Annotated in this window: 24 protein-coding genes and 1 tRNA gene; 14 read left to right on the top strand and 11 right to left on the bottom strand. The window is 42.6% G+C overall.

What is annotated here, in order from left to right; all coding sequences use genetic code 11:
• Positions 1 to 5 precede the first annotated feature (5 nt).
• Both ACTCNA_RS01720 and ACTCNA_RS01715 read left to right on the top strand, forming a co-directional pair.
• A complete protein-coding gene (locus tag ACTCNA_RS01720; RefSeq protein WP_462946165.1) occupies positions 6 to 707 on the top strand; it encodes a M48 family metallopeptidase in 702 nt (233 codons plus the stop codon).
• Between the two features lie 170 nt (positions 708 to 877).
• Positions 878 to 2,212, top strand: a complete 1,335-nt coding sequence (locus ACTCNA_RS01715) for a deoxyguanosinetriphosphate triphosphohydrolase (RefSeq protein ID WP_462946164.1) — start codon at positions 878 to 880, stop codon at positions 2,210 to 2,212.
• Between the two features lie 99 nt (positions 2,213 to 2,311).
• Here the strand turns inward: ACTCNA_RS01715 and ACTCNA_RS01710 are convergent, their stop codons facing one another.
• From ACTCNA_RS01710 to ACTCNA_RS01690, 5 genes are all read right to left on the bottom strand, one after another.
• Positions 2,312 to 3,145: a CvfB family protein gene (locus ACTCNA_RS01710; RefSeq protein ID WP_462946163.1), complete on the bottom strand. Its 834-nt coding sequence runs from the start codon at positions 3,143 to 3,145 to the stop codon at positions 2,312 to 2,314.
• A gap of 78 nt (positions 3,146 to 3,223) precedes the next feature.
• Positions 3,224 to 4,156, bottom strand: a complete 933-nt coding sequence (locus ACTCNA_RS01705; protein ID WP_462946162.1) for a glycoside hydrolase family 43 protein — start codon at positions 4,154 to 4,156, stop codon at positions 3,224 to 3,226.
• 97 nt (positions 4,157 to 4,253) lie between these two features.
• The gene (locus ACTCNA_RS01700) at positions 4,254 to 4,598 is read right to left on the bottom strand and encodes a translation initiation factor (RefSeq protein WP_462946161.1); all 345 of its coding nucleotides are present in this window, start codon (positions 4,596 to 4,598) and stop codon (positions 4,254 to 4,256) included.
• A 251-nt stretch (positions 4,599 to 4,849) separates the two neighbouring features.
• Positions 4,850 to 5,146 carry a thioredoxin gene (gene trxA, locus ACTCNA_RS01695; protein ID WP_462946160.1) on the bottom strand — a complete coding sequence of 99 codons (297 nt, stop codon included), beginning with the start codon at positions 5,144 to 5,146 and terminating at the stop codon, positions 4,850 to 4,852.
• The gene (locus tag ACTCNA_RS01690; protein WP_462946159.1) at positions 5,143 to 5,370 is read right to left on the bottom strand and encodes a DUF6132 family protein; all 228 of its coding nucleotides are present in this window, start codon (positions 5,368 to 5,370) and stop codon (positions 5,143 to 5,145) included. The genes trxA and ACTCNA_RS01690 overlap by 4 nt, the downstream gene beginning before the upstream one ends.
• A gap of 285 nt (positions 5,371 to 5,655) precedes the next feature.
• Here ACTCNA_RS01690 and ACTCNA_RS01685 point away from each other — a divergent pair, with 285 nt between their 5' ends.
• From ACTCNA_RS01685 to ettA, 4 genes are all read left to right on the top strand, one after another.
• Positions 5,656 to 6,162 (top strand): O-acetyl-ADP-ribose deacetylase, encoded by a 507-nt coding sequence (locus tag ACTCNA_RS01685; protein WP_462946158.1) that lies wholly within the window; start codon positions 5,656 to 5,658, stop codon positions 6,160 to 6,162.
• Between the two features lie 74 nt (positions 6,163 to 6,236).
• The gene (locus tag ACTCNA_RS01680; RefSeq protein ID WP_462946157.1) at positions 6,237 to 6,626 is read left to right on the top strand and encodes a response regulator; all 390 of its coding nucleotides are present in this window, start codon (positions 6,237 to 6,239) and stop codon (positions 6,624 to 6,626) included.
• Positions 6,627 to 6,731: 105 nt separating this feature from the next.
• A complete protein-coding gene (locus tag ACTCNA_RS01675) occupies positions 6,732 to 7,202 on the top strand; it encodes a hypothetical protein (RefSeq protein ID WP_462946156.1) in 471 nt (156 codons plus the stop codon).
• Between the two features lie 89 nt (positions 7,203 to 7,291).
• Positions 7,292 to 8,977, top strand: coding sequence for an energy-dependent translational throttle protein EttA (ettA, locus tag ACTCNA_RS01670; RefSeq protein WP_462946155.1), 1,686 nt, complete (start codon positions 7,292 to 7,294; stop codon positions 8,975 to 8,977).
• A gap of 74 nt (positions 8,978 to 9,051) precedes the next feature.
• Here the strand turns inward: ettA and ACTCNA_RS01665 are convergent, their stop codons facing one another.
• From ACTCNA_RS01665 to ACTCNA_RS01655, 3 genes are all read right to left on the bottom strand, one after another.
• Positions 9,052 to 10,530: an MFS transporter gene (locus ACTCNA_RS01665; RefSeq protein ID WP_462946154.1), complete on the bottom strand. Its 1,479-nt coding sequence runs from the start codon at positions 10,528 to 10,530 to the stop codon at positions 9,052 to 9,054.
• A 142-nt stretch (positions 10,531 to 10,672) separates the two neighbouring features.
• Entirely contained in the window at positions 10,673 to 11,962 is a 1,290-nt protein-coding gene (locus ACTCNA_RS01660) for a galactokinase (protein WP_462946153.1), read from the bottom strand.
• Between the two features lie 134 nt (positions 11,963 to 12,096).
• Positions 12,097 to 13,098: a GntR family transcriptional regulator gene (locus ACTCNA_RS01655; RefSeq protein ID WP_462946152.1), complete on the bottom strand. Its 1,002-nt coding sequence runs from the start codon at positions 13,096 to 13,098 to the stop codon at positions 12,097 to 12,099.
• 162 nt (positions 13,099 to 13,260) lie between these two features.
• Here ACTCNA_RS01655 and ACTCNA_RS01650 point away from each other — a divergent pair, with 162 nt between their 5' ends.
• From ACTCNA_RS01650 to galU, 4 genes are all read left to right on the top strand, one after another.
• Positions 13,261 to 14,307, top strand: coding sequence for an aldose epimerase family protein (locus ACTCNA_RS01650; RefSeq protein ID WP_462946151.1), 1,047 nt, complete (start codon positions 13,261 to 13,263; stop codon positions 14,305 to 14,307).
• Positions 14,308 to 14,662: 355 nt separating this feature from the next.
• Positions 14,663 to 16,582, top strand: a complete 1,920-nt coding sequence (locus ACTCNA_RS01645) for an AMP-dependent synthetase/ligase (RefSeq protein ID WP_462946150.1) — start codon at positions 14,663 to 14,665, stop codon at positions 16,580 to 16,582.
• Positions 16,579 to 17,583 carry a mevalonate kinase family protein gene (locus ACTCNA_RS01640; RefSeq protein WP_462946149.1) on the top strand — a complete coding sequence of 335 codons (1,005 nt, stop codon included), beginning with the start codon at positions 16,579 to 16,581 and terminating at the stop codon, positions 17,581 to 17,583. The genes ACTCNA_RS01645 and ACTCNA_RS01640 overlap by 4 nt, the downstream gene beginning before the upstream one ends.
• 2 nt (positions 17,584 to 17,585) lie before the next feature.
• On the top strand, positions 17,586 to 18,455 hold the full coding sequence (gene galU, locus ACTCNA_RS01635) for a UTP--glucose-1-phosphate uridylyltransferase GalU (protein ID WP_462946148.1): 870 nt from the start codon (positions 17,586 to 17,588) through the stop codon (positions 18,453 to 18,455).
• A gap of 178 nt (positions 18,456 to 18,633) precedes the next feature.
• Here the strand turns inward: galU and ACTCNA_RS01630 are convergent.
• Positions 18,634 to 18,707, bottom strand: a tRNA-Ala gene (locus ACTCNA_RS01630).
• Positions 18,708 to 18,740: 33 nt separating this feature from the next.
• Here ACTCNA_RS01630 and ACTCNA_RS01625 point away from each other — a divergent pair.
• From ACTCNA_RS01625 to hflX, 4 genes are all read left to right on the top strand, one after another.
• A complete protein-coding gene (locus ACTCNA_RS01625) occupies positions 18,741 to 19,520 on the top strand; it encodes a glycosyltransferase family 2 protein (RefSeq protein WP_462946215.1) in 780 nt (259 codons plus the stop codon).
• A gap of 44 nt (positions 19,521 to 19,564) precedes the next feature.
• Entirely contained in the window at positions 19,565 to 20,203 is a 639-nt protein-coding gene (locus ACTCNA_RS01620) for a phosphatase PAP2-related protein (RefSeq protein WP_462946147.1), read from the top strand.
• 220 nt (positions 20,204 to 20,423) lie between these two features.
• Positions 20,424 to 21,113 (top strand): energy transducer TonB, encoded by a 690-nt coding sequence (locus ACTCNA_RS01615; RefSeq protein WP_462946146.1) that lies wholly within the window; start codon positions 20,424 to 20,426, stop codon positions 21,111 to 21,113.
• Between the two features lie 111 nt (positions 21,114 to 21,224).
• Complete coding sequence (hflX, locus tag ACTCNA_RS01610) at positions 21,225 to 22,430, top strand: GTPase HflX (protein ID WP_462946145.1); 1,206 nt, start codon at positions 21,225 to 21,227, stop codon at positions 22,428 to 22,430.
• A gap of 41 nt (positions 22,431 to 22,471) precedes the next feature.
• Here hflX and ACTCNA_RS01605 read toward each other — a convergent pair whose 3' ends face one another.
• Together ACTCNA_RS01605 and ACTCNA_RS01600 are read right to left on the bottom strand one after the other, a co-directional pair.
• Positions 22,472 to 24,025, bottom strand: a complete 1,554-nt coding sequence (locus tag ACTCNA_RS01605) for a bifunctional GNAT family N-acetyltransferase/carbon-nitrogen hydrolase family protein (protein WP_462946144.1) — start codon at positions 24,023 to 24,025, stop codon at positions 22,472 to 22,474.
• A 104-nt stretch (positions 24,026 to 24,129) separates the two neighbouring features.
• Complete coding sequence (locus ACTCNA_RS01600; RefSeq protein ID WP_462946143.1) at positions 24,130 to 25,140, bottom strand: aspartate-semialdehyde dehydrogenase; 1,011 nt, start codon at positions 25,138 to 25,140, stop codon at positions 24,130 to 24,132.
• Positions 25,141 to 25,212: the final 72 nt, after the last annotated feature.

Genomic DNA, 25,212 nt, shown 5'->3' with positions numbered 1-25,212 from the left:
AACGAATGCCAAACAAAGTAGTTCACTTTAAAAGCATAGGTCCGGTCACTTTTTTTCGGAACCGAAGGTCAAAAAAACTGAAAATCAGTGTGAAACCTGATAAATCGGTGCTGGTTTCATTTCCTTTTTTTGTGTCAGAAAAAGAGGTACTTTCTTTTCTGGAACAAAATGAGGTATGGATTCGAAAGCAGCAGGAGAACGTTTCTGCTCAGCAAAAAACGTTTAGCGAAGGTTTTTTCATGAAAACAAAAAAGCATTCGGTTTTTTTGAAAAAAGGGCACGAAACAGGTAAAGTTGATGTGCAAAATGACGATGTAATTATTTCCATTCAGGACTTTCAGTCGGAACATGCACGAATGGCCATTGAGCAAATACTAACTCAGGTTTACCGGGTTGAAGCACATCTGATGCTGCCTTCGCGTTTGAAAGAACTGGCACAAAAGAACGGGTTCAGCTACAATAAGGTTACTGTTCGTAATAACAAACGCAACTGGGGAAGCTGTTCGTCGCGCAACAACATCAGCCTCAACCTGCAAATGATGAAACTCCCCGATGAACTCATCGACTACATTTTGCTGCACGAGTTGGTGCATACCGAAATAAAAAACCACAGCGAGAAATTCTGGAAAAAACTCGATCAAGTTACAGATAAGCGGGCGCGTGAACTGGCCCGGCAGGTAAAAAAATATTCGACATATACATTGTGAAATTTCAAAAAACAAATTTCAAATATCAATTAAATTTCAATGTTCAACGTCTCAAATTCCAGATTGTTCCGTGAATATTGTTTCGAAAATTGAATTTTGAGGTTTGATAATTATTTGTTTTTTGGCGATTATTTGGATTTTGTAAATTGTTTTTTGATGATTAAAAAATTATGAACTGGAATCAATTACTTTCAACAAAGCGGTTAGGAATGGAAGAGTGGAAAACTTCTTCGCGACCAGAAGATCGCACGCAGTTTCAGCGCGATTACGACCGCATAATATTTTCGTCGCCTTTCCGCAGGATGCAGAATAAAACGCAGGTTTTTCCGCTGCCCGAACATATTTTTGTGCACAACCGGCTCACGCACAGCCTGGAAGTGGCCAGTGTGGGGCGCTCGCTGGGGAATTTACTTTCAGAAAAAGTGACAGCAGAAAACCCGGAAAATATACTTGCGCCTGAAATTGGCACCATTGTTTCGGCAGCGTGCCTGGCCCACGATTTGGGCAATCCGCCATTTGGCCACTCGGGCGAATCGGCCATTTCCAACTTCTTTCAAAACGGGGCGGGAAAAGAATTTCAACATCAGCTTTCCCCGGGTGAATGGAGCGATTTTATCCGGTTCGACGGGAATGCCAATGCTTTTCGGTTGCTTACCCACCAGTTTGCAGGGAAACGGCCCGGCGGTTTTGCACTCACATATCCCACATTGGCCAGCATCGTAAAATACCCGTTTGAATCGCCGCTGGCCACCAAACAGAAATTCGGCTTTTTTCAGTCGGAAAAAGATCAATTTCAAAAGATTGCCACAGAGCTGCAGGTCCCGGAAAAAGCAGAAGGAGAACTTTCTTTTCAGCGCTATCCGCTGGTTTACCTCGTGGAAGCGGCCGATGATATTTGTTACCAGGTTATGGATTTGGAAGATGCCTTCAAACTGGGAACTCTGAAATATGAGCGTGTAAAAGAGTTATTTCTGAATTTTTATGATCCTGCCGAAGACCAAAATACGTTGCAAAGAATTGAAAATACGTTGCAGAAAGTTGCTGACCAAAACGAGCAAATCAGCTTCCTGCGCGCCGGTGTTATTGGCAAGCTGATTCACGAAAGCATGCGGATTTTTGAAGAAAACTACGACACCATTTTAACCGGAAGTTTTTCGAAAAGCCTGGTGGGTTCGTTGCAAAACCGGCAGGCAGCGGCCATGAAACAGGTAAAGGCGGTTTCTTTTTCAGAAGTGTATGCCCACCGCACCGTGGTTGAAATTGAAATTGCCGGGTATAAAATTATCGGCACCTTGCTGGATGAGTTCGTTGGGGCAGTCATTCATCCGGAGGACAGGTACAACAAAAAAATCCTGTCGTTGCTGCCTGCACAGTATCGTCCGCAAAGCGACAGCCTGTACCACAAAATTCAATCGGCCGTGGATTTCATCTCGGGAATGACCGATGTTTTTGCCCTCGATTTGTACCGGAAAATTAAAGGGATAAGTTTGCCGGGGGTGGTGTAGGAAGTGGCAGTAAGCAAAATCTGCAATTATCATTTTTGAATTAGGCACTTTGTAAATATTATTTATAATTTGAGAATGGAGTTAAAACTATGAAGTTAATCATCCGATCAACTTAATCCCATCCGATTTAAACTCGATAAGTTTTTTCTTATAAAGATTGCCAACTGCCTTTTTGAAATTCTTTTTACTAATTCCCAACAAAGCCTGGATTATTTCAGGAGAAGTTTTGTCATTTAACGCAAGGAAGCCGTTATTCTCCTGCAACGTTTCCAAAAGTTTCTGAGAAATAGGGTCTATTTTTCCGTAACCCGGTTTTTCCAGCAATAAATCTATTTTATCGTCATCCCTGATTTTATTGATAAAACCCTCCAGGTTTTCACCGGGCGAAAGCGGTCTGAAAACCTGATTTTGATACAAAATTCCCCAGTGCTGGTGATTCACAATGGCTTTGTAACCGATTTCCGTTTCTTCGGCAATGAGCAGGTCAACTTTTTCTCCTCGTTCATAATCGGGAGGAACAGTGTCCAGAAACTTATCGATTTTGGCGGATGCTGCAACCCGGTTGGTTTTTTCATCCAAAAAAACATGAACCAGGTATGTTTTGCCTTCCGTCATTTTTGCTTTTTGTTCGCTCATGGGCACCAGCAAATCTTTGGGCAGGCCCCAGTCGAGAAAAGCCCCGAACCGGTTGGTCTCAATCACTTTCAGAAAGGCAAATTCGCCCACCATTGCCAGCGGATTTTCGGTGGTTGCCACCAGCCGGTCTTCCGAATCGGAATAGATGAACACCGTAGCCTGCTGACTGGCTTTTACCTCATCGGTTACAAACTTGCGGGGCATTAAAATTTCACCCAGATTTTCGCCATCGAGGTAAACCCCGTTCTCCGTTTCCCGAACTACGTTCAGGGTATTTATTTTTCCTATTTCTGCCAATGTATTTTTATTTTAATGAATTGATTTCAAGTTTTCCTTTTTTACACTGTCATAGTCTCACTCAAAGTGAGGCTATGACTAAGGAGTTACTTCCAAAAGCTTATCCAGTAAATCTTTCGGCACCTTAAACACCGTTCCGTGCCGGGTTCCTTCCGGGAAGTTTATCTGGCCGGAAATGTCTTCCCAGTTTTCGAGGTCGGACGAGCGCACTGCACCCATATTGTGGTCGATATATTTATCAAAAAACACCACCCAGTGCTCGCCAATTTTCACCGGGGTGGGTCCTTCGGCCCAGTAATCGCCTGTAATGGGCTCCGAAGCTTTGCTGTAGCCTTCGGTAAGTCGGTCGCTGGTGGCCACGCGAATATTTTTCTCGGCCGGGTGCCGTGTTTCGTCTTTCAGGAAAAGAATGTATTTCCCGTCTTCCTTCACCAGCGTGCCGTCAATTACATTAAAACCCGGGTCGTAAAACAGTTGTGTTTCGCTGAAGGTTTCAAAATCTTGTGTGGTTACATAATACATGCGATGATTGTAACTGTCGTCGCCGGTGGATGCACTTTCCGGAAATCTACCTGGAATGGTGGTGGACCAGAAAATGATGTACTGCTCCGATGCCTCATCGTAGAACACCTCCGGTGCCCAGCAGTTGCGGGCCGTGGGTTCGTGCTCCATCACCGGAATGTATTTTTGCTCCGACCAGTTTATTAAATCTTCGGAACTGGCGTACCCAATTCCTTTTTCGTTCCAGCTCACGGTCCACACCATGTGGTATTTACCATCGGGACCGGAAATGATGCACGGGTCGCGCATGAGTTTGTCGTTGCCCACCTGCGGTGTTAAAAACGACTCGTTGTTATTCAGCGGCTCCCAGGTCAGCCCGTCGAAGCTGTAAGCCAGGTGCAAACCATCTTCGCCGTTTCCCTGGAAAAAGGAAAACATGTACACTTCATTTTGCGCGTACCCGGCAATAAAAAACGATAACAGGCCGAGAATCAATACTGCTTTTTTCATGTTATTTCATTGAATTTTAGCTGACAAACGTAAAAATTTCATTGAACTTAAAATTGCGACTGCGACTGATCACTGCGACTGATCACTGCCAACTTCCCTATCCTCCCGACTTTTTCACTTTATACCCTTCCGCTGCCAGCAACTCCATCACACGTTCGCGAAATTCGCCCTGAATCATAATTTCTCCATCTTTTACAGTTCCCCCTACCCCGCATTTTGTTTTCAGCATTTTTCCCAACTCTTTCAAATCTTCTCCACTTCCAACAAAACCGGTTACGAGTGTTACGCTTTTACCTTTCCGCTTTTTGCGATCGATGCTCACTTTCAGGTTTTGTTGCTGCGGCGGCAAGGTTTCCTGCTCCGGTTCACTCTCTTTTTCATAATCGAAATCGGGATTGGTGGAATACACCACGCCCAGTTTTTCTTTCCAGTCGTTTGCCATGTTTTTATCCTTACTGTCCAAGTGAACAAAGTTAGTTTTCTATGCCAATTTTTTGTAACTTTTCCCCTCAAATTAAAAAATGTAAACGAAATGAGAGCATTCATAATTCAACCCAAGATGTTCAGCAAGGAAAGGATATACCGCTTTTCGCTTGGGCAGTTCATAACCATGCCCTTCATCGGGTAAATGGACATTTTTCACCCGGTTTTTCACGCCCATTAAATTATAGATATACTGAATATGCGGGAACTTTACATTTTGCTTTGCAGTATCGTTTTTAGCTTTTCCGGGCAAAAAATACCTTCGTGCGTCCAGATGGGTTCACCCTCTTTAAACACAATGAGCGTAGGCAGCCGATTAACCTTGTAACGGCTGGCGATAAACGGGTTTCTATCCACATTTACCTTTATAATTCGCACATCTTTCAATTCCTGCTTTACTTTCTTTAAAACAGGCGGTATTTCTTTGCAAGGCCCGCACCAGTCGGCATAAAAATCGACCAGGACCGGCTTGCGCGACTTAATGATATGCAAAAAACGTTGGTTCACTTTTCTCCTTCCGATTTCTTTTTTCGTTTCTGAACGAAATCATTAATGAAATCGCCCACCAGATAGCCAACAGCGGCTCCCCACAAAGTGGTCCAGTACCAAACTGATTGAATTGGGCAGGTGCCGCTGGTGCATCCAATAAATTTCCAGTACAAAAATCCGCCCAATGCGCCAACTAGCGCAAAGGCAATTGCCAGTTTCTTATTTTGAATTAATTCTTTCATGATATTTATTTTTAAACAACTTACTTATTTCGAAGTTCTTCCGGTCCAATCAATAATAATTATGGTACTTAGAATAAATTGAAATGATTAAACTATGCTCATTTGGAAAGTCCCGGAATGTAAAGAAAAACTTCATTTACAGGGCAAAGGAAAGAATATATTTTGCATTTGGCTACGACTAATGTCACACACCTTAAAAAGGGCCGGTAAAAAATAGTTGAATTCGTTGGCTGAAGGGTAATGGTTTTTTAATTTTAACTGTTTAAAACCCGAAAAGTTAATATTATGCAACAGGTAAAACTTCACAAAGGAGATATTACAAAATTAAAAGTTGACGCAATTGTAAATGCTGCAAACTCTACATTACTGGGAGGCGGGGGTGTTGACGGGGCCATCCACCGTGCAGCCGGGAAAGAGTTGCTGGAAGAGTGCCGCACGTTGAACGGTTGCGATACCGGCGATGCAAAAATTACAAAAGGCTATAAACTCCCGGCCAAATATGTTATCCACACGGTTGGACCGGTTTGGAAAGACGGCAGTAAAAATGAACCTGAAAAACTGGCCTCCTGCTACCGGCGAAGCCTTGAAGTTGCACTCGGGAACGAGGTAAAAACCATTGCTTTTCCCAATATTAGCACTGGCGTTTACGGCTATCCAAAACATCAGGCAGCGCAAATTGCCATACACGAGGTTTCTGCTTTTCTGATTGAACACCCGGAAATTGAAGAAGTTACATTCTGCGTATTCGATGATGAAAATTTTGACATCTACAAGAAGCTGCTGAAAACCTGAAAAATTAATAAAGGTAATTTCTTTCCTTTATTCAATGAAATTAATACTTTTAGGCATTCAGAAAAATCAAGTTTATGAATGAAAAAAGCCTTTATTCAAACCAACCTGTTTTACTTATAGCTGAAGACGACGAAACCAGTTTCATGTTGCTAAAAGCCTATTTATCAAAAGAAAACTACAAATTATTACGTGCAGCAAATGGGAAACAAACCATTGAACTGCTTGAAGAAAATCCCGATATTTCGCTCATTTTAATGGATTTAAAAATGCCTGTAATGGACGGATATGAAGCAACCCGCATGATCAAAAAATCTCACCCCGATATTCCCATTATCGCGCAAACAGCTTATGCACTTTCGGGCGACAATCAAAAGGCAATTGAAGCCGGTTGTGACGATTATGTGACCAAACCAATTAAAAAAGAAGAATTGCTGAAAAAGATTAATGCCTTTCTTTCCGGTTAGCCAGCAAAGCTGATTTTCTCCGTTATTGCATTCAGTTAATTTTCACAACAGATTTTTACCTTTTTTTCGGAGGAATTTTCACCAGCCCGTAAACGTTTCACCAACATGGACACAGCTTCAGTAAGAATTATTAAAAAAGAACTTAAAACCTTATCCCCGCAACAGCTTCAGGATATTTGCATCCGGCTGGCCAAATACAAAAAGGAGAATAAGGAACTGTTGAGCTACCTGCTGTTTGAGTCGTTCAACGAGCAACATTTTATTCGTGAAGTAAAGGAAGAAATCGACGAGCAATTCACCCACCTGAACCGCAGCAGTTTTTACCTCGCCAAAAAAACACTTAGAAAAGTGTTGCGCACCACACGCAAGTACATTCGTTTTTCGGGCTCAAAACAAACCGAAGTTGAGCTGCTCGTTTATTTCTGCCAAAGATTAAAAGAATCAGGTCTGCAACGGCGCTCCAGCCGTGTAATTCAGAATATGCACGCCCGCCAGGTGGAACGCATCAAAAAAGCCCTTTCGATGATGCACGAAGACCTTCAGCTCGATTACGAGGAGGAAGTGGAGAAACTTTGAAAGTGATTTTCCCAACTTTATTCAACCTAATCGAATCCTTTAATACCCTTTCTTTTTCTACTTTTGCCTTAAATTAAAATTTGATAAAAATGAGTGACGACAAGAAGATAATTTTTTCGATGTATAAGGTAAGCAAGACTTATCCACAGAGCAATAAAACAATCATCAAAGACATTTCGCTGTCCTTTTTTCTGGGGGCAAAAATCGGCATTATCGGCCTGAACGGGTCAGGAAAATCAACCCTCTTGAGAATTATTGCCGGGGAAGATAAAAATTTCAACGGAGAACTTGTTTTTGCCCCCGGCTACTCGGTTGGCCTGCTGGAACAGGAACCTCAGCTCGACGAAAACAAAACGGTAATTGAGGTGGTAAAAGAAGGCGCAAAAGAAGTGGTAGATGTGCTGAATACTTACGAGGAAATCAATCATAAATTCGGGTTGCCCGAAGTCTATGAAAACCCCGATGAAATGGACAGGCTGATGAAAGAGCAGGAAAAACTGCAGGAAAAAATCGACCAGATGGATGCCTGGAACCTTGACAGCCGCCTCGAACGGGCGATGGATGCCCTGCAGTGCCCTCCCGATAATCAGCCGGTAAGTGAACTTTCAGGCGGTGAGCGGCGCCGTGTGGCTTTGTGCCGGTTGTTGCTGCAGGAGCCCGATATTCTGCTGCTCGACGAACCAACCAACCACCTCGATGCAGAAAGTATTCTCTGGCTCGAAATGCACCTGAAGCAATACAAAGGAACGGTTATCTGCATTACGCACGACCGGTATTTCCTCGACAATGTCGCCGGCTGGATACTCGAACTCGACCGCGGCCAAGGCATCCCCTGGAAAGGCAATTACACCTCGTGGCTCGAACAAAAAGCCAAACGCCTGGAGCTGGAGGAAAAAGGCAGCCAGAAACGCAAAAAAACACTGGAACGCGAGCTGGAATGGGTACGCATGGCACCAAAAGCCCGGCACGCCAAATCAAAAGCCCGTTTAAACGCCTACGATAAAATGCTGAACGAAGATGAAAAACAGAAGGAAGAAAAACTGGAAATATTCATTCCAAACGGTCCGCGACTTGGCGACAAAGTAATTGAAATGGAAAACGTTTCCAAAGGATTTGACGACCGGCTTCTTTTCGAAGATTTAAGTTTTAAACTGCCGCGTTCAGGCATTATCGGGGTAATTGGGCCAAACGGTGTGGGTAAAACCACGCTTTTCAAACTCATTATCGAACAACTTCAGCCCGACTCGGGCACCATTGAAATTGGCGATACCGTAAAAATCAGTTACGTGGATCAAACCCATGAAGCCATCGACCCTGAAAAATCGGTGTTTAAAGTCATTTCGGGCGGAACAGAAACAATTACTCTGGGCAACCGCCAGGTAAACGCGCGGGCTTACGTGGCGCGTTTCAATTTTACCGGTGCCGACCAGGAGAAAAAATGCGGCGTGCTTTCCGGTGGCGAGCGCAACCGGCTGCACCTGGCGCTGGCGCTGAAAGCCGAGGGCAATGTGCTGCTGCTCGACGAACCAACCAACGATATTGATGTTAACACCCTGCGGGCACTGGAAGAAGGACTGGATAACTTCGCCGGCTGTGCCGTAGTTATTTCTCACGACCGCTGGTTCCTCGACCGCATCGCCACACACATCCTCTCTTTTGAAGGAGAAGCAAAAGCATACTATTTTGAAGGTTCATTCTCGGAATATGAAGAGAACCGGAAGAAACGATTGGGAGATTCTGTTCCCAAGCGGTTTAAATACAAGAAACTGCAATAAAACCCATATAGAAAGGGCTGCCGGTTGGCAGCCCTTTCTTTTGTAATTCCGAATTAATTCTTTTCTATATCTGATTATTCAGCCATTCCGTCAAGTTTTAAACTATTATCTCTTTTGGTGACTTTACTTCCAACAGCACCATAAAACAACAGGTAAGCCAAACCGGCAACAATTATCCAGTAGCTAACTTCGTAATTGGCAACATCGGCAACCCAGCCCTGTACCAACGGAAGAATTCCACCACCTGCAACCAGTACCATGAAAATACCGGAAGCAGCAGCAAGGTATTTACCCAATCCTTCAACTGCCAGGTTGTAAATACTTCCCCACATAATTGAAGTACACAAACCGACCAGGGCAATGAAGAAGAACTTAATAGGCACCGGCATCATTCCAAATTGAATTGAACCGCCTACAACATTAAAAGTCGGCATAGAAATAATGGTTTTTGCAGGCCAGAATATGGATAACAGCACCAGAACCAAGCCCACAAATGAAGCTGTACTTAACATTTTTTTGCTGGCAATTTTATCTCCGAACGAAGCCCCAAATAAGCGGCCAACAAGCATGAGCAGCCAGTACATGCCGACCACTCCACCTGCAATACCTGCTCCAATTCCCAGACCGGGAGTGTCCCTTCCTTCAACAATTTTCAGGGCACTTTCGTAGGCCATATCACTAATTACCAAATCCCTGTAACTTTTATCTTCAACATTTTGCTCGTCCATCGACTTAAGTTCCTGAAGATAAGCCGCATCGGCTTGTTGCTTTTGATACTCATCAATAATTTCCTGAGATTGTTCCACTGTAGGTGTGGTCATATACAGGTTTGCCATTCCAGGTGTACCAACTTCAACACCAACATATACAAAAATAGCAATGGCTCCCAAAACAAAGTGGCGGAATGTTAACGCTCCGGACATCATGCGTCCCAGTGGTTCTTTTGGTTGATCAGCATGAGGTTCGGGAATTCTGGTAACTAAAAGAATAAAAAATACCAGTGCAAATACTCCTAAAGCGATATAAAGAATAGGAAATACGTCCCTGATATTGGCTTTTGTTGCCTCCCCAATAAGAATACCCACAAAAACAGGAGTAAAAGTGGCCATAACAGAATTGAACGAACCACCAACCTGGATGAGCTGATTTCCTTTGTTACCTTCTCCACCGAGTGTATTCAGCATTGGGTTTACCACAATGTTTAACAAACACATGGAGAAACCGGCAACGAAGGCACCCAGTAAATAAACTCCAAAACTTTCGGCATGACCTGAGAGATACTGTATTCCCACGCCAACAAATCCAACAGCCACTGCAATCAATGCGGTTTTCTTATATCCAACTTTCTGAAGGAGAATACCTCCGGGGATACCGATAACTGCATAGGCAATAAAATTGGCCAGGTTACCAAGCATACCCAGTGAGTTAGAAACATTGAACTGGTTTTTAAGTACAATTCCCATCGGTGCTGCCAAATTGGTAATAAATGAGATCATACCAAACAGCAGGATCATCATAATTATTGGCACTACATAACTTTTGTTTTTGTTCATGATTAAATGAATTTAAATTGATTAAATACTTCTTTTATTTTTTGTGTTATAATTTAATCGAAACAAATTTTTTTGATTTTTTTTAGCTTACAGCAAATGTATTAAAATATTTTTTCCGAAAAAGCTTTCAGAATGAAGCTTTTTACAGATCCAGTTTAACAGACCCCTGATTCCGGATAAACAACTTATGGCAGGATCCTTTTCCGTAAACATGCTCCAGTGCATTTACATATTCACTGAGTTTATCCTGTGGAACAAATGCCTGAATGGTTCCGCCGAACCCGCCACCATGAACACGCCATGCGCCGCTGCCTTTCAGCACCATTTCACTGAGTGCCAGTGCCAGTGAAACTACCTGCTCATGCTTATGCACCACGTCATAAATATTCTGGTTGTACATGTAAGAACTGTATCCCGACTCAACCACCATTTTAAGAAATGCCTGGAAATCATCATTTTCCAGCGCTGCAACCTGGTCAACCACACGCTGGTTATCGCCAAAGAAGTGGTAGGCGCGCAAAATTGCACGGTCGCCTGTTTTTTTCCGAATTTCCGGAATTTTTCCCATAACCTGTTCCCAGGTAACTTCCCGGAGTACACTGGCTCCCAACTCAGCAGCAACTGCCTTCATTTCGGTGGGGAGGGATGCATATTCTTCCTGAGAGGCGGCATCGTCGTGGCCACCGCCAACATCGGTAATTACAAGCGAAAACCCGGTAGAAACAAAATCAAAATCAACCTCTTTTACAACGGGTTTTGCCGGATCTTTAAAATCGATTGTAATTAACCCACCAACCGAGCAAGCCGTTTGATCCATTAATCCGCAGGGTTTGCCAAAATAGTTGTTTTCTGCCCACTGCCCTATAATCGCATTTTCAACAGCCGACATTTTTCCGTTGTTAAAAAGCTCGTTTAAAATGGTCCCCATAAGTACTTCGAATGAAGCAGAAGAGCTGAGCCCCGAACCTTTAGGAACACGGCCTTCAACACAGGCATCGAATCCACCAATTTGGTACCCATTTTCTTTCATGCGGGCGCAAATTCCTTTCACCAGCGAACTGGAGGTGTAAAAATTCGATTTATCAATTTCCAAATCAGAAAGGTCCACTTCAAATGCCGGGTAACCCACTGATTTTACACGTATTTTACCGGTGCCATTGGCAGCGGCAACTGCAATATTGTCGAGGTTAACCGCACCGGCAAGTACTCTTCCAAAATTATGGTCGGTATGGTTTCCGCCAATTTCGGTCCGCCCGGGCGAACTAAACAGTTGAACATCGTCGGCACCGTAAGTTTTTTCAAAATCATTCATCAACGCTGCATAGCGTTCGGCCTGTTCTTTTAAAACAGTTTCATCGGTTCCGTACAATTCCTGAAACAGTGGGTTTTTCCCGCTATCAATTTTTTCAATTAAGCTAGTAATCTTTGTCATATCTGATATTGTTTTAAATTAATACACAATTATATGAATTTTATACAACTGGTAGGTACTAGTAGGTACAAATATATGGTTTAAAAAGTACAGCAATTTCGCAAAAGAAATGTTACATAACAGAAAAAAATTGCTCAAAGGCTGTTTCTTGCAATTAATTTCGATGGATTTCGCACCCTGTCAAGCTGATGGTTCAGCAACATGTTACCCAGTGTTTTCCCCATCGCTTTAAAATCGGTGGAAATAGTTGTAATCCCCCCGGCTACCACCTCTTTCAGTACGGTATCGTTAAACGACACGATACCAAATTTTTCGCCCAGGTTATACTGGTAATTTTTTGCCACTTTTATCAGTTCAACCAGGTCGCGGTCAGAAATCAAAAAATAGGCTTCATATAACCCGGGGCGGGTTCCTTTCAGCGACTTCAGTACCTGAAATTTAAAATTCCTCTCACGACAAAACCGTTCAAAACCTTTCACCCGTTCATCCGGCTCTTTGCCACCCGGGTTTACAAAAATCAGTTTGCGGTACTTTTCAAGTAGCTTGCCACCTTCGTTCAGGGCATCGTAGAAATCCTGCTCAAAATCCTGGTAAATAACCGGGTAGTTTTTAAGTTCTGGTTTCAACCGGTCCAGAATATAAACCTTTTCCTTCGGCAATTTTGAAATCAGGTGACTGATATTGTCAAAAGTACCCGGCATAATTATGTAGGAAGTAAAATGGCCAATACTCTCTAAAATCAGGTGTTTGAAAACCTTGTAATTAAAATGATGGAAAAACACTTCAACGCTTGCTTTTTCCTTCAGGCTTTCAATAAGCGAATTGTAGAGGTCTTCCTTAAAAGCATTAAATTCATCGAACAATACAAAAACTTTTTCCTCGCGGTGAATTTCAGTACTGGCAATGTAGTATCCTTTTCCGGGCTGGCTCAGCAAAACTCCTTTTTCTTTGAGCTCGTTAAAAGCAACCATAACCGTGTCGCGGCTCAAATCAAACTCGGCACAAACCTGGTTAATAGAGGGCATTTTGTCACCTTTTTTTAACCCGTTGGTTTCAATGGAACAAAAAACCGAATCGATTATTTGCCGGTATTTCGGTTTAGCCGATGCAGGATCGATTTTAATTACTTTTTTCAAGAAATCAGGTTTTAGTTTTCAACAAAAATAACAGATTCTTTGAAAGTTTTACATGTTCTTAAACACTACCAGTACCTACCAGTTTACTCAGGTTCTTTTTACATTTTTGTATTTTAGTGCTCGTAAACCCAACATTGAAATATTAACTAAAACAAGAATATCATGAAAGTACAATCGGCTGATTTCGGAAAACTTCCGGAGGGAAAAAGTGTAAAACAGTTCACGCTGAGCAACGACAACAACGTGAAAGTTAAAATAACCAACTACGGTGGTATTGTTACGGGTATTGAAATGCCCGACAAAAACGGTAACATTGAAAATATAGTGTGTGGATTTGAAAACCTGGAAGGTTACCTCAGCGATGAATATTTGAGTGGCTATCCTTATTTTGGTGCATTAATCGGCCGGTTTGGCAACCGCATTGCCAAGGGGCACCTCAAAATTGAAGGCATAGTTTACCAAATGGCCATCAACAACGGTCCCAACCATTTACATGGTGGCAACACCGGTTTCGACAAACGCTTGTGGGAAGCCCAAACAACTGAAAAAGAAGATTCGGTTGAATTAGAACTTTCGTACCTGAGTCCGCACCTCGAAGAAAATTACCCCGGTAATTTAAAGGTAAAATGCGTTTACAACCTGAACAACAAGAACGAATTCACCATTGAATATTTTGCTGAAACCGATCAAACTACGGTGGTGAACCTCACCAACCACACCTATTTTAACCTCACAGGAGGAAAGGAAAATATTCTGAACCACGAGTTGAAACTCACGGCCTGCAAAATGACAGAAATGGTGGAACAGATTCCTACCGGGAAAATCATCCCGGTTGAAGGGACACCGTTCGATTTCACAGAATTCAAAACATTTGCCCGCGATTTAGACCAGCTGCCCACCGGCTACGACGATAATTTTGTGCTCGACAACGAAAATGGCGAACTGAAATACATCGCCTGCCTGAAAGAGGAAAATAGCGGGCGCCAGGTGGAAGTATTCACTACCCAGCCGGGAGTGCAGCTTTACACCGGTTACTGGATTCCGGAATTAACCATTGGCGGAGCTAAAAAATTTGGCAGCTATTCGGGTGTGGCGCTCGAAACACAACACTATCCCGACTCACCTCATCATAATAACTTCCCTTCGACGCTGCTAAAACCAGGAGAAACATACAACGAGAAAACAATCTACAAATTTGAAGCAGGGTAAAATGATAAATACCCAAAATGGGATAAATGCAATTATGTAAGTAGGCAGTAGGCAGTAGGCAATAGTCTATAAATATACAAACAGGGGGATTTCACATCAGCACCAAAGGAATTCCCCTGTTTTAATTTACATCTGCTCCTTTTAAAAACCAGACTTTTTACAAACTTCATTCACCCTGGTAATAACAGAATAAAATAATTCCCATTTTTTTTTACTTTTGGATTACTAAATTTAATCAGAAACCATCTTAAATGAAACGAGCATGGTAAAAATTATCATCCAGGAATATGATTATCCGCCGGCTGGCGGATGCGAGTTCCATATGATACCATAAAAAATCAACAATTATAATCATATGAAAACAATCATCGAGCTTTTTGAAACAACAGTTGCCAATTACCCTGACAATGTTTATCTCTGGGAAAAAACTGATGGAAAATACCAGGGCACAACGTATAAAGAAACACGCAAAATTGTATTGAAACTGGCTGCCGGCCTGATGGCACTGGGTTTCAAAAAAGGCGACAGGGCAGGTCTTGTATCCGATGGACGAAACGACTGGATTATCAGCGAACTGGGAATGCTTTACGCTGGCGGGGTTAACGTTCCGCTTTCCATAAGGCTTCACGAATCAGAACTGATTTTCAGGCTGAAACACAGCGGAAGCAAGTACATTTTTGTTTCAGAACCCCATGCCGAAAAAATTGAAGATATCAGGGAAAGTCTTCCCGACCTTGAAAAAATAATTTTCATTGACGGGAAAGAAAATCCGGGAAAAGATGATGTCAACTACCAGTATCTGATCCAGGAAGGTGAAGAATACCTAAAAACACACAGCAGCGAACTGGAAGAGATATGGAAAAACATACAGCCCAACGATTTGGCCAATATCAGCTACACATCCGGCACCTCAGCCGATCCGAAAGGAATCATGCTTTCGCACCTGAATTATGCAGCTAACGTGGTGCAGTCGAACACCCTGATGGAACTGCAACCCGAATGGCGCACGCTGGCCATTCTCCCGTGGGACCACGCGTTTGCACACACAGCCTGCCTTTACGCGTTCATGTTTAAGGGAGCCAGCATTGCTTCCGTTGAACCAGGTAAAAATGCCCTGCAAACTTTAAAAAATATCCCCAAAAACATAAAAGAGATCCAACCCACGCTGTTAATGAGTGTGCCTGCATTTTCCAAAAAATTCAGGCAAAACATAGAAACTCAAATTCGACAGAAAGGAGAAACGCTCTATAAAGTTTTCCAGTTTGCCTTAAAGGTTGCTTATATATACAACGGGCTGGGATACAACCGCGGCAAAGGATGGAAATTCATTTTAAAACCGCTGCTTTGGGTTTTCGATAAAATCCTCTTCCAAAAAATAAGAGAAGGTTTTGGCGGCCAGCTGAAATTTTTTATTGGCGGCGGTGCCCTGCTCGATATTGAGCTGCAACGCTTTTTCTATGCCGTAGGAATTCCGGTTTGCCAGGGATACGGTTTAACCGAAGCGTCTCCTGTTATTTCGTCAAATGCTTTACATGCCATAAAATTTGGTTCGTCAGGAAAGCTGGTAAAATACATGGAACTGAAAATCCTGGATGACGAAGGCAATGAAATGCCAACCGGGCAAAAAGGCGAGATAGTGGTAAAAGGCGACAATGTGATGCTGGGCTACTGGAAAAATGAGAAAGCCACCGAAGAAACCATAAAAAACGGCTGGCTGCACACCGGCGACATGGGCTACATGGATGAAGACGGATTTTTGTATGTTCTCGGACGCTTCAAAAGCCTGCTGATTGGCAACGACGGCGAAAAATTCAGTCCCGAAGGAATTGAAGAAGCCATTGTGGAACAATCACCCTTTATTCAGCAAATGATGCTTTACAACAATCAAAATGCCTATACCTCAGCCATGCTGGTGCCCGATATCGATGCCATTAACCGCGAACTGGAAAAACGCAACATTAAACCGGGAAGTGGAGAGGGAAACCTCGAATCGGTGCTGATTCTGCAAAACGAAATCAACAAATTCAAAAAAGGTGGAGAACATGAAGATTTGTTCCCCGACCGCTGGCTGCCTGCAACATTTGTTGTGTTGCCCGAAAGTTTTAACCAGGAAAACGGTTTGATGAACACCACCATGAAAATGGTCAGGGGAAAAATATGCGACTATTTTAGCAAAGAACTTGAATTTTTATACTCACCACTGGCCCGCAACATCGAAAATGATGTAAACATAGCGGCCATAAATAAATGGAACTTAAAACGCACTAAAAAATGATTATTGAAACACTTTGCCACCCCCGGGCAGCGGTTATCGGAAACCCGTCAGATGGTTATTTTGGGAAAACCATAGCCTTCCTGTTTTCAAATTTTCAGGCAAAAGTTCAGCTTTACCACACTCCTGAACTCGATATTCAACCGCAGCGCCTCGACAAAACCCGTTTCAGCAGCATGCAGGAGCTCGTTGAAAATGTCAACTCATCGGGTTACTACGGAGGAATCAGGTTGCTGAAAGCCACCATAAAAGTTTTTTACGATTATTGCCGGGAGTGCAACATTCAGCTCGACGAACGGAATTTTACCATCCGTTACGATTCGAACATACCGCTGCGGCTGGGACTCGCCGGTTCGAGTGCCATTATTACAGCCTGCATGAAAGCGCTGATTTCGTTTTATGGAGTCGCAATCCCCAAACCAATTCTGGCTAACCTCGTTCTGAATGTCGAAAACCAGGAGCTGGGCATTGCAGCCGGGTTGCAGGACAGGGTGGCACAAGCCTACGAACAGCCCGTTTACATGGATTTCAACAAAAAAACAATGGAAAAACAGGGATTCGGCAATTACGAAGTACTGGATGCTGAAAATTTTCCGAACATGTACATCGCTTTCCGCAAAAACCTTTCGCAAGGCACCGAGGTGTTGCACAATAACCTGAGGGCGCGTTTTAATATTGGCGAAAAAGCCGTTTTGGAAGCCATGGGGGAATGGGCCGGTTTTACCGAAGATTTTAAAGCCGCGCTAAAAACCCGCGATTACCAAACCATGCACCAGCTCATCAATGCCAACTTCGATTTACGCCACAGCCTCATCCCCATTTCAAAAGGAAATGTGGAGATGGTTGAAACCGCGCGTTCGGTTGGTGCCTCGGCAAAATTTACCGGTTCGGGCGGAGCAATAATCGGCACTTACGAAAACGACGAAATGTTTAAAAAGCTGAAAGAGACACTGGCCAAAAAAGATATTGAAGTCATAAAACCCAACATTGTAAACAAGAATTAGAGATGATAAAAAAAGCAGTAATACCCGCCGCCGGATGGGGAACCCGGTTTTTGCCCATTACCAAATCGCAGCCCAAAGAGATGATCCCGATTGTTGACACACCCGTTATTCAGTACGTGGTGGAAGAAGCCGTGGCCAGCGGAATTACCGACATCCTGATGATTATAGGAAAAGGGAAACGGGCTATTGAAGAACATTTCGACAGGAGTCCTATCCTGGAAGAGTCGCTGGTGGCCAAAAAACAGTTTGAGCTGCTGGAGAAAGTCAAAAAAATATCGCAACTGGCCAATATTCATTTTATCTGGCAGAAAGAGATGAACGGACTGGGCGATGCCATTCGTTATGCCAGCGACCACGTGGGGAATGAACCATTTGCCGTTTTGCTCGGCGATACATTGATTAGCGGCGAGGGAGAACCGATTACCAAACAACTGATGGATGTTTACGAACGGTACAAAAGTTCGGTGGTGGCGCTCGAAGAAGTTCCGCGCAATAAAGTACACCGGTATGGAGTAATCAAAGGAAAAACGCTGGAAAAGAATGTGATGATTGCCGAAGATTTCATCGAAAAGCCATCAGTGGAAGAAGCGCCATCGAACCTGGCCATTGCCAGCCGGTATATTTTTACGCCCGAAATCTTTGGCTACCTGGGAAAAACCAGACCCGGTAAAAACAACGAAATCCAGCTTACCGATGCCATGCGCCAAATGGTAAAACGCTATGCCATGTATGGGCTCCGGTTTAAAGGGAAACGCTACGACATTGGCAACAAACTCGATTTCATAAAAACAAATATTATTTATGGCTTAATGCACGAGGAAATCGGCGATCCGCTCCGCAAATGGCTGAAGGAATTTTCAGGGGATTTATAGATGTCTCCGGGCAGGCTTATACTAAAAACGGGGGGTTAGTCATTTTTTTTAATTCTGTTTTTTTTAGTCCACCTACTTTTTGAAGTGTTCCGTTTTTGGCCTGGTTGACTAATGTTGCCTAAAAGAAAAACGAACACCGTTAAGGCATTCGTTTTCAACTCAATATAAAAATTCTTTGTGGAGCATATCGGAATCGAACCGATGACCTCTTGACTGCCAGTCAAACGCTCTAGCCAACTGAGCTAATGCCCCATTTAAAGCGGTTGCAAAGGTAAAAAAAATCATATATTTGCAAACTATAAAATAACTATAATTCAAATAAAAATCGCTATCAACAGAATAAGTATAATAATCATCGCACTAAATGAGGAAAAATTCATTCCCGGCATTCTGGATTCATTAACCAATCAAACCCAGCAGAACTTCGAAGTAATTGTTATCGACAGCAACAGCCAGGATAATACCGGGAATGTGGCAAACAGCTATTCAAACAAATTTAAAGAATTTACCTGTTTCAGGCTAAAACAAGCTCTGGGGCCTGCCTATGCAAGAAACAAAGGAGCTCAGTTGGCCAAATACGAAACGATAGTATTTTTTGATGCAGACACACAAATTAAAAAAGATTTTATTCAACGGATTTATTCTGAGATTAAGTTAAAAAATATTGATGTTGCCACTTGCCGCATTAAAATGTTTGAAAATAATTTGGCTTTTAAATTAAGTGCTGGCATGCTAAATTTTTTCATGGCAGCGCTTAAACCTGTTTATACCTCGGGATACGGTGCATGTATTATTGCCAGCAAAAAAGTTCATGAAAAAGTAGGAGGATTTGATGAAACAATTGGTGTATGCGAAGATTGTAATTACCTGAAAAAAGCCAGGAGACAATACAAATTTAATTTTAAAATATTGAACCCATTTTTTTATACCTCAGGGAGACGGGCGAAAACTGATGGGAACTTGTTGCTCATAAAATATTTTGGAATACATTTGTACCGCTTATTATCAGGAAAAGAAATATCTAAAAATCAGATTAAATATAATCACGGGGATTTTAATCAGTGAGGATGCATTTTTCATACAGAAAAAATAGCCTTATTATTAATAAATTGACAGAAATAGCAAATGAATTTCTACTTCTGTTTAAAAACAAGTATTTCTATATTGGTGCCATATCATTAATAATCGGAATTGAGCTGAATTATTATTCACAGGAATATTTGTTAAACTATATTCAAAATGGCAGCTCTTTACCCGTTCTTTCCGACCTTATTTTAGACAATATTCCACTTTGGGATGTTGACATTTTATATGATATTTTTTCACTAATTTCATTATTAGTAATTGTAATTTATGTAATCCACAAAAGGGCATATAATAAAATACCCTATTTTTTGCTCCTAAGTGGAATGTTTCAAATTGTAAGAGGTTTTTTTATTGTACTTACCCCTTTTGGAAACCCGGCAGGGTTTGATGGTACCGAAGGCCCATTTAACGGGTTCACTGACATTGAGTTGGGAGTTTATCCCTCAGGTCATACCGGAATTAGTTATCTGTATTTTCTTCTCGTAAAAGACAAATGGTACAAAAATATTCTTTTGATTTGCGTATTAATAATTGTTTTTGCATTATTCCTTTCACGTGGGCATTATACAATAGATATTCTTTCCGGATTATTTTTTGCCTATGCCATCAAATCTTATGGCGACAAACATCTCCTTCATTATGTTGCACCAAAGGAAAAATAAAAAACAGCAAACAGTTCAATTGTGGTAAAGTTTTTGTGGCTTTTTCTTGTTGAAAACAACAAACAAAATATGTATCATGAACAGTGTTCATGGCTGACCGGTTGTCAGCAATTGAAATATGAAAAAATTTGATTTGTAAATGCCAATTATTTTTTATCTTTAACCCCTTCAATTTAGGGTTCTTTCAAAAGGAATTAATAAAATAAAAAACAATAACGCTATGGAAGTAAAAAAATCACCAAAAGCCGATTTAGAGAACAAAAGGAACGTTTTCCTTTGGATCGGCCTTGTTGTTGCGCTGGGCGTAGTACTCGCTGCTTTCGAGTACAAAACCACCCCCAAAGCAACCGAATCGCTGGGTGAAGTTCAAATGCAGGAAGTTGAGGAAGAAATTATTCCTATCACCCGCGAACAGGAAGTAAAGCCGCCGCCGCCACCACCACCGCCAAAAGTAGTTGAAGTGCTCAACATTGTTGACGATGACGTGGAAATTGAAGATGAACTGGAAATTCAAGACACTGAAGCAGATGATGAAACCATCATCGACGTAGCTCCCGTAATTGAAACGGAAGAAGAAGAAGAGGAAGAAGAAGCAAAAGTGTTCTTCATTGTTGAAGACATGCCTGAATTCCCGGGAGGGGAATTGGCCCTGAGGCAATACATTGCCAACGCCATTAACTACCCGGTTATTGCACAGGAAAACGGAATCCAGGGAAAAGTGTATGTAACCTTTGTGGTGAACAAAGACGGCAGTGTAACCGATGCCCGCATTGCAAGAGGTGTTGACCCGTCGCTCGACAAAGAAGCACTGCGTGTTATAAACTCGCTTCCAAAATGGAAACCCGGGAAACAGCGCGGAAAACCGGTACGCGTTTCTTATACAGTCCCGATAAACTTTGTATTACAATAAAAGTAAGAAACATATTATTGCACTCCTGGTCCCCGCGGGGCCGGGAGTTTTTTATGGTTATAACTGAACTTTTTCGGTGATAACCATATTATACTTTCAGAAATATACTATATGATTGAAACCACTCCTGAAACAGAAAAAGCTGTTATTGTCGGACTGATTTATAGAGATCAGGACGAAAAACAAGCCACAGAATACCTCGACGAACTGGAATTTTTGGCCGATACCGCCGGTGCCGAGGTGGTGAAAAGATTCACCCAAAAACTCGACATGCCCAATGTGGCCACTTTTGTTGGCCCCGGCAAGCTGGAAGAAATTGGTAACTACATAAAAGTAGTGGAGGCCGATACGATAATTTTCGACGATGAGCTGACTCCCACCCAACTGCGGAACGTAGAACGAAAGCTGAGCTGCAAAGTACTCGACCGCACCAACCTCATTCTCGATATTTTTGCCCGCCGCGCCAAAACAGCCCATGCCAAAACACAGGTTGAACTGGCGCAATACCAGTACCTTTTGCCCAGGTTAACACGCATGTGGACCCACCTTGAGCGCCAGCGCGGTGGAATTGGGTTACGCGGCCCCGGGGAAACCCAGATTGAAACCGACCGCCGGATTATCCTCGATAAAATTTCGCGACTGAAAGAACAACTTAAAAAAATTGACAAGCAAAAAGCCACCCAGCGTAAAAATCGAGGGAAACTTGTTCGCGTAGCACTGGTAGGTTACACCAATGTCGGTAAATCAACCATTATGAATATGATGGCAAAATCGGATGTATTTGCCGAAAACAAACTTTTTGCCACACTCGACACTACCGTGAGGAAAGTTGTAATTGTTAACCTCCCGTTTTTAATGGCCGATACCGTTGGATTTATCCGCAAACTGCCGCATGATTTGGTGGAGTCGTTCAAATCTACCCTCGACGAAGTACGCGAAGCTGACATTTTGGTACATGTGGTGGATATTTCGCATCCGGGATTTGAGGAGCAAATAGATACGGTAAACAGTACACTGGAAGAGATCGAATCAGGAGAAAAACCTGTTATTTATGCATTCAATAAAATTGATGCCTACGAACATATTCATAAAGATGAAGATGACCTGACTCCAAAAACAAAGGAAAACTTCACGCTGGAGGAATGGAAAAATTCGTGGATGGCAAAAAACAATACGCCTGCCATTTTCATTTCGGCAAAAGAGAAACAAAACATCGAAGAATTCAAAAAAATTATTTACGATGAAGTGAAACAAATTCACTCGCAACGCTTTCCGTTTAACGATTACCTTTACGATATAACCTGGGAAGAAGAATAACCTGCACGAAAACTTTCCTGACAGGTGTGCTTTGCAGTACACTATATCTTCTTCGTATTTACCGGTATTTTATCGGTATTGAGGCAAACCGAGTACAAATCGGTGCGCCGGTCTTTCAAATTACGGACTGCACCAAAGTTGTGGAGCTCTTTCAGTAAATCCAAATCCACATCGGCAACCAAAATCATCTCAGTATTTGGCGTTGCTTCGGCTTTTATCCCGGTAGTTGGGAACGAAAAATCACAGGGTGTAAATACCACCGACTGTGCAAACTGAATATCCATATTTTCCACCTTGGGCAGGTTACCCACCGATCCTGCAATAGCTACATAACATTCGTTTTCAATGGCACGCGAGCGGGCACAGTACCTCACTCTTGAATAGCCGTTTTGCGTATCGGTAAGAAAGGGTACAAAAAGAATGCTCATCCCCTGCTGTGCCAAAATCCTCGACAGTTCGGGGAATTCCACGTCGTAACAAATCAGTACACCAACCGGTCCGCAGTCGGTTTCAAAAACTTCCACCAAATCACCGCCCGAAAGTCCCCACGTTTTAATTTCATCGGGCGTAACATGTACTTTTGTGTAGGTTTCGTAGGTTCCGTTCCGGCGGCACAAGAACCCGGTATTGAAAAGCTTGTCGTCTTTTACCAGCGGAAAGCTTCCGGTTACGATATTAATGTTGTAAGTAATGGCCAGGTTGATAAACCGCTCCAGAATTTCATCCGTATAATCGGCCAGTTTCCGGATGGCTTCGGCATAACCAAGATGATTGTAATCGGCCATCAGCGGGGCATTAAAATACTCCGGGAAAAGAACAAAATCGCCGTTGTAACTGGCCACTGCATCCACAAAATATTCTACCTGTGTAAATAGTTCATCAATGTTATTGTAAAGCCGCATTTGCCACTGAATAAGTCCCAGCCGCACTACGGATTTATATGCGCTGGCCTTGTCCGAAACTTTCTGGTAATAAATATTATCCCATTGCAGCAGCACGGCATATTCCTCCGATTCCTTATCGCCTGATATATAACCCTTCAGGACTTTTTTTACGTGAAAATCGTTGGAAAGCTGAAAGTTGAGTACCGGATCGTTGATTTCCTGGTACTTTACCTTTTGGATGTACTCTTTTGGCGACAGCTCAGCAGAATACTTGTAGTAGTTGGGAATTCGCCCGCCAAAAACAATTGCCTTCAGGTTAAGTTGCTCGCACAGTTCTTTTCGTGCATCGTATAACCTGCGCCCAAGCCGCATTCCACGGTATTCGGGCCGGATAAAAACATCTATCCCGTATAAAGTGTTTCCTTTCGGGTTGTGCGTATTAAAGCTGTAATTTCCAATAATTTCTTCGTATGTATGATCGTCGCCAAACAACTCATATTTTACAATAATGGATAACGCTGAGCCCACAACAACGTCATCAACTACAACAGCAAGCTGGCCTTCAGGAAAAATTTTTACCAGTTCCCTGATGTCTTTCTTCTCCCAGTAGTCATCCTGCCAGTTGGGATAGGCATCCAGCAACGATTTGTGCATTTCTTCATAATCGTCGATATTCAGCTGCCGCACTTCAACTTTACCAATATTATCCATGATTTGAGTGTTGTTTTTTATTTGTGTAAAAATAAAAAAGAAGCTGTCGGGAAAGTACTTTTCTGACAACTTCTTTTTTAAAAAATATTTCAATGAAGTTCTGTCTAACTCACTTCACCTTCTTTTATAAGCCATTCAGCTATTTGAACGGCGTTTAATGCTGCTCCTTTTTTAATCTGATCGCCCACACACCAGAAAGTAATATTATTCGGGTCGGCAATATCTTTACGGATGCGGCCCACATAAACATCATCTTTACCAGCCGCAAATAACGGCATCGGGTATTCATTTTTTGCGGGATTGTCGATAACCGAAATGCCTTCGGCTTTTTCAAAAGCGTCTTTCACCTGCTCAACCGAAAGCGGTTGTTCTGTTTCTACCCAAATCGCCTCGGAGTGCGCACGGGCAACCGGAATTCGCACACAGGTAGCACTCACTTCAGCCTGGGTGTGCATAATTTTTTTGGTTTCCCAGTTCATTTTCATTTCTTCTTTGGTGTAGTCGTTATCGAGGAAAACATCGATATGGGGAATAAGATTCATAGCCAACTGGTACTGGAATTTGTTGGCTGTGGTTTCTTTTCCTTCGGCCACATCTTTCACCTGTTGTTCCAGTTCGGCAATTCCCTGGGCTCCGGCTCCGCTCGCTGCCTGGTAGGTTGCCACGCGAACCCGTTTTATTTTCGACAAATCTTCAATGGGTTTCAGTGACACAACCATTTGTATGGTTGAGCAATTGGGATTGGCAATAATATTGCGCGGCCGGTTTTTCGAATCTTCTGCATTCACCTCGGGAACCACCAGCGGCACGTCATCGTCATAACGAAAAGCGCTTGAGTTGTCAATCATGATGGTTCCATGTTTGGTAATTGTTTCGGCATACTCTTTGGATGTGCTTCCACCGGCCGATGTGAGGGCAATATCAATCCCTTTAAAATCGTCATTATGTTTTAATTCTTTCACGGTCAGTTTCTTTCCCCTGAACTCGTACTGTTTCCCGGCACTTCTCGATGAACCGAACAATACCAGCTCATCCAGCGGGAAATTCCGTTCATCCAAAACACGGAGAAATTCTTGTCCTACTGCTCCACTCACTCCTACAATTGCAACTTTCATTACGTAAACTTTTTAATTAAACTTGGTTTTCAGTTAAAATTAATTCCCGTAAAATTACTATTTTGCAATGAA

The sequence above is a fragment of the Tangfeifania sp. genome (assembly GCF_055108615.1).
The sequence above is the reverse complement of the archived record's forward strand: the minus strand, read 5'-3'. Positions and strand labels throughout refer to the sequence as shown.

What these genes read in the sequence shown, in the direction of transcription:
- ACTCNA_RS01720 (WP_462946165.1), top strand. Translation starts at nt 6, where the DNA reads ATGCCAAACAAAGTAGTTCACTTTAAAAGCATAGGTCCGGTCACTTTT.
- ACTCNA_RS01715 (WP_462946164.1), top strand. Translation starts at nt 878, where the DNA reads ATGAACTGGAATCAATTACTTTCAACAAAGCGGTTAGGAATGGAAGAG.
- ACTCNA_RS01705 (WP_462946162.1), bottom strand. Translation starts at nt 4,156, where the DNA reads ATGAAAAAAGCAGTATTGATTCTCGGCCTGTTATCGTTTTTTATTGCC.
- ACTCNA_RS01700 (WP_462946161.1), bottom strand. Translation starts at nt 4,598, where the DNA reads ATGGCAAACGACTGGAAAGAAAAACTGGGCGTGGTGTATTCCACCAAT.
- ACTCNA_RS01690 (WP_462946159.1), bottom strand. Translation starts at nt 5,370, where the DNA reads ATGAAAGAATTAATTCAAAATAAGAAACTGGCAATTGCCTTTGCGCTA.
- ACTCNA_RS01685 (WP_462946158.1), top strand. Translation starts at nt 5,656, where the DNA reads ATGCAACAGGTAAAACTTCACAAAGGAGATATTACAAAATTAAAAGTT.
- ACTCNA_RS01680 (WP_462946157.1), top strand. Translation starts at nt 6,237, where the DNA reads ATGAATGAAAAAAGCCTTTATTCAAACCAACCTGTTTTACTTATAGCT.
- ACTCNA_RS01675 (WP_462946156.1), top strand. Translation starts at nt 6,732, where the DNA reads ATGGACACAGCTTCAGTAAGAATTATTAAAAAAGAACTTAAAACCTTA.
- ettA (WP_462946155.1), top strand. Translation starts at nt 7,292, where the DNA reads ATGAGTGACGACAAGAAGATAATTTTTTCGATGTATAAGGTAAGCAAG.
- ACTCNA_RS01665 (WP_462946154.1), bottom strand. Translation starts at nt 10,530, where the DNA reads ATGAACAAAAACAAAAGTTATGTAGTGCCAATAATTATGATGATCCTG.
- ACTCNA_RS01660 (WP_462946153.1), bottom strand. Translation starts at nt 11,962, where the DNA reads ATGACAAAGATTACTAGCTTAATTGAAAAAATTGATAGCGGGAAAAAC.
- ACTCNA_RS01650 (WP_462946151.1), top strand. Translation starts at nt 13,261, where the DNA reads ATGAAAGTACAATCGGCTGATTTCGGAAAACTTCCGGAGGGAAAAAGT.
- ACTCNA_RS01645 (WP_462946150.1), top strand. Translation starts at nt 14,663, where the DNA reads ATGAAAACAATCATCGAGCTTTTTGAAACAACAGTTGCCAATTACCCT.
- ACTCNA_RS01640 (WP_462946149.1), top strand. Translation starts at nt 16,579, where the DNA reads ATGATTATTGAAACACTTTGCCACCCCCGGGCAGCGGTTATCGGAAAC.
- galU (WP_462946148.1), top strand. Translation starts at nt 17,586, where the DNA reads ATGATAAAAAAAGCAGTAATACCCGCCGCCGGATGGGGAACCCGGTTT.
- ACTCNA_RS01615 (WP_462946146.1), top strand. Translation starts at nt 20,424, where the DNA reads ATGGAAGTAAAAAAATCACCAAAAGCCGATTTAGAGAACAAAAGGAAC.
- hflX (WP_462946145.1), top strand. Translation starts at nt 21,225, where the DNA reads ATGATTGAAACCACTCCTGAAACAGAAAAAGCTGTTATTGTCGGACTG.
- ACTCNA_RS01605 (WP_462946144.1), bottom strand. Translation starts at nt 24,025, where the DNA reads ATGGATAATATTGGTAAAGTTGAAGTGCGGCAGCTGAATATCGACGAT.
- ACTCNA_RS01600 (WP_462946143.1), bottom strand. Translation starts at nt 25,140, where the DNA reads ATGAAAGTTGCAATTGTAGGAGTGAGTGGAGCAGTAGGACAAGAATTT.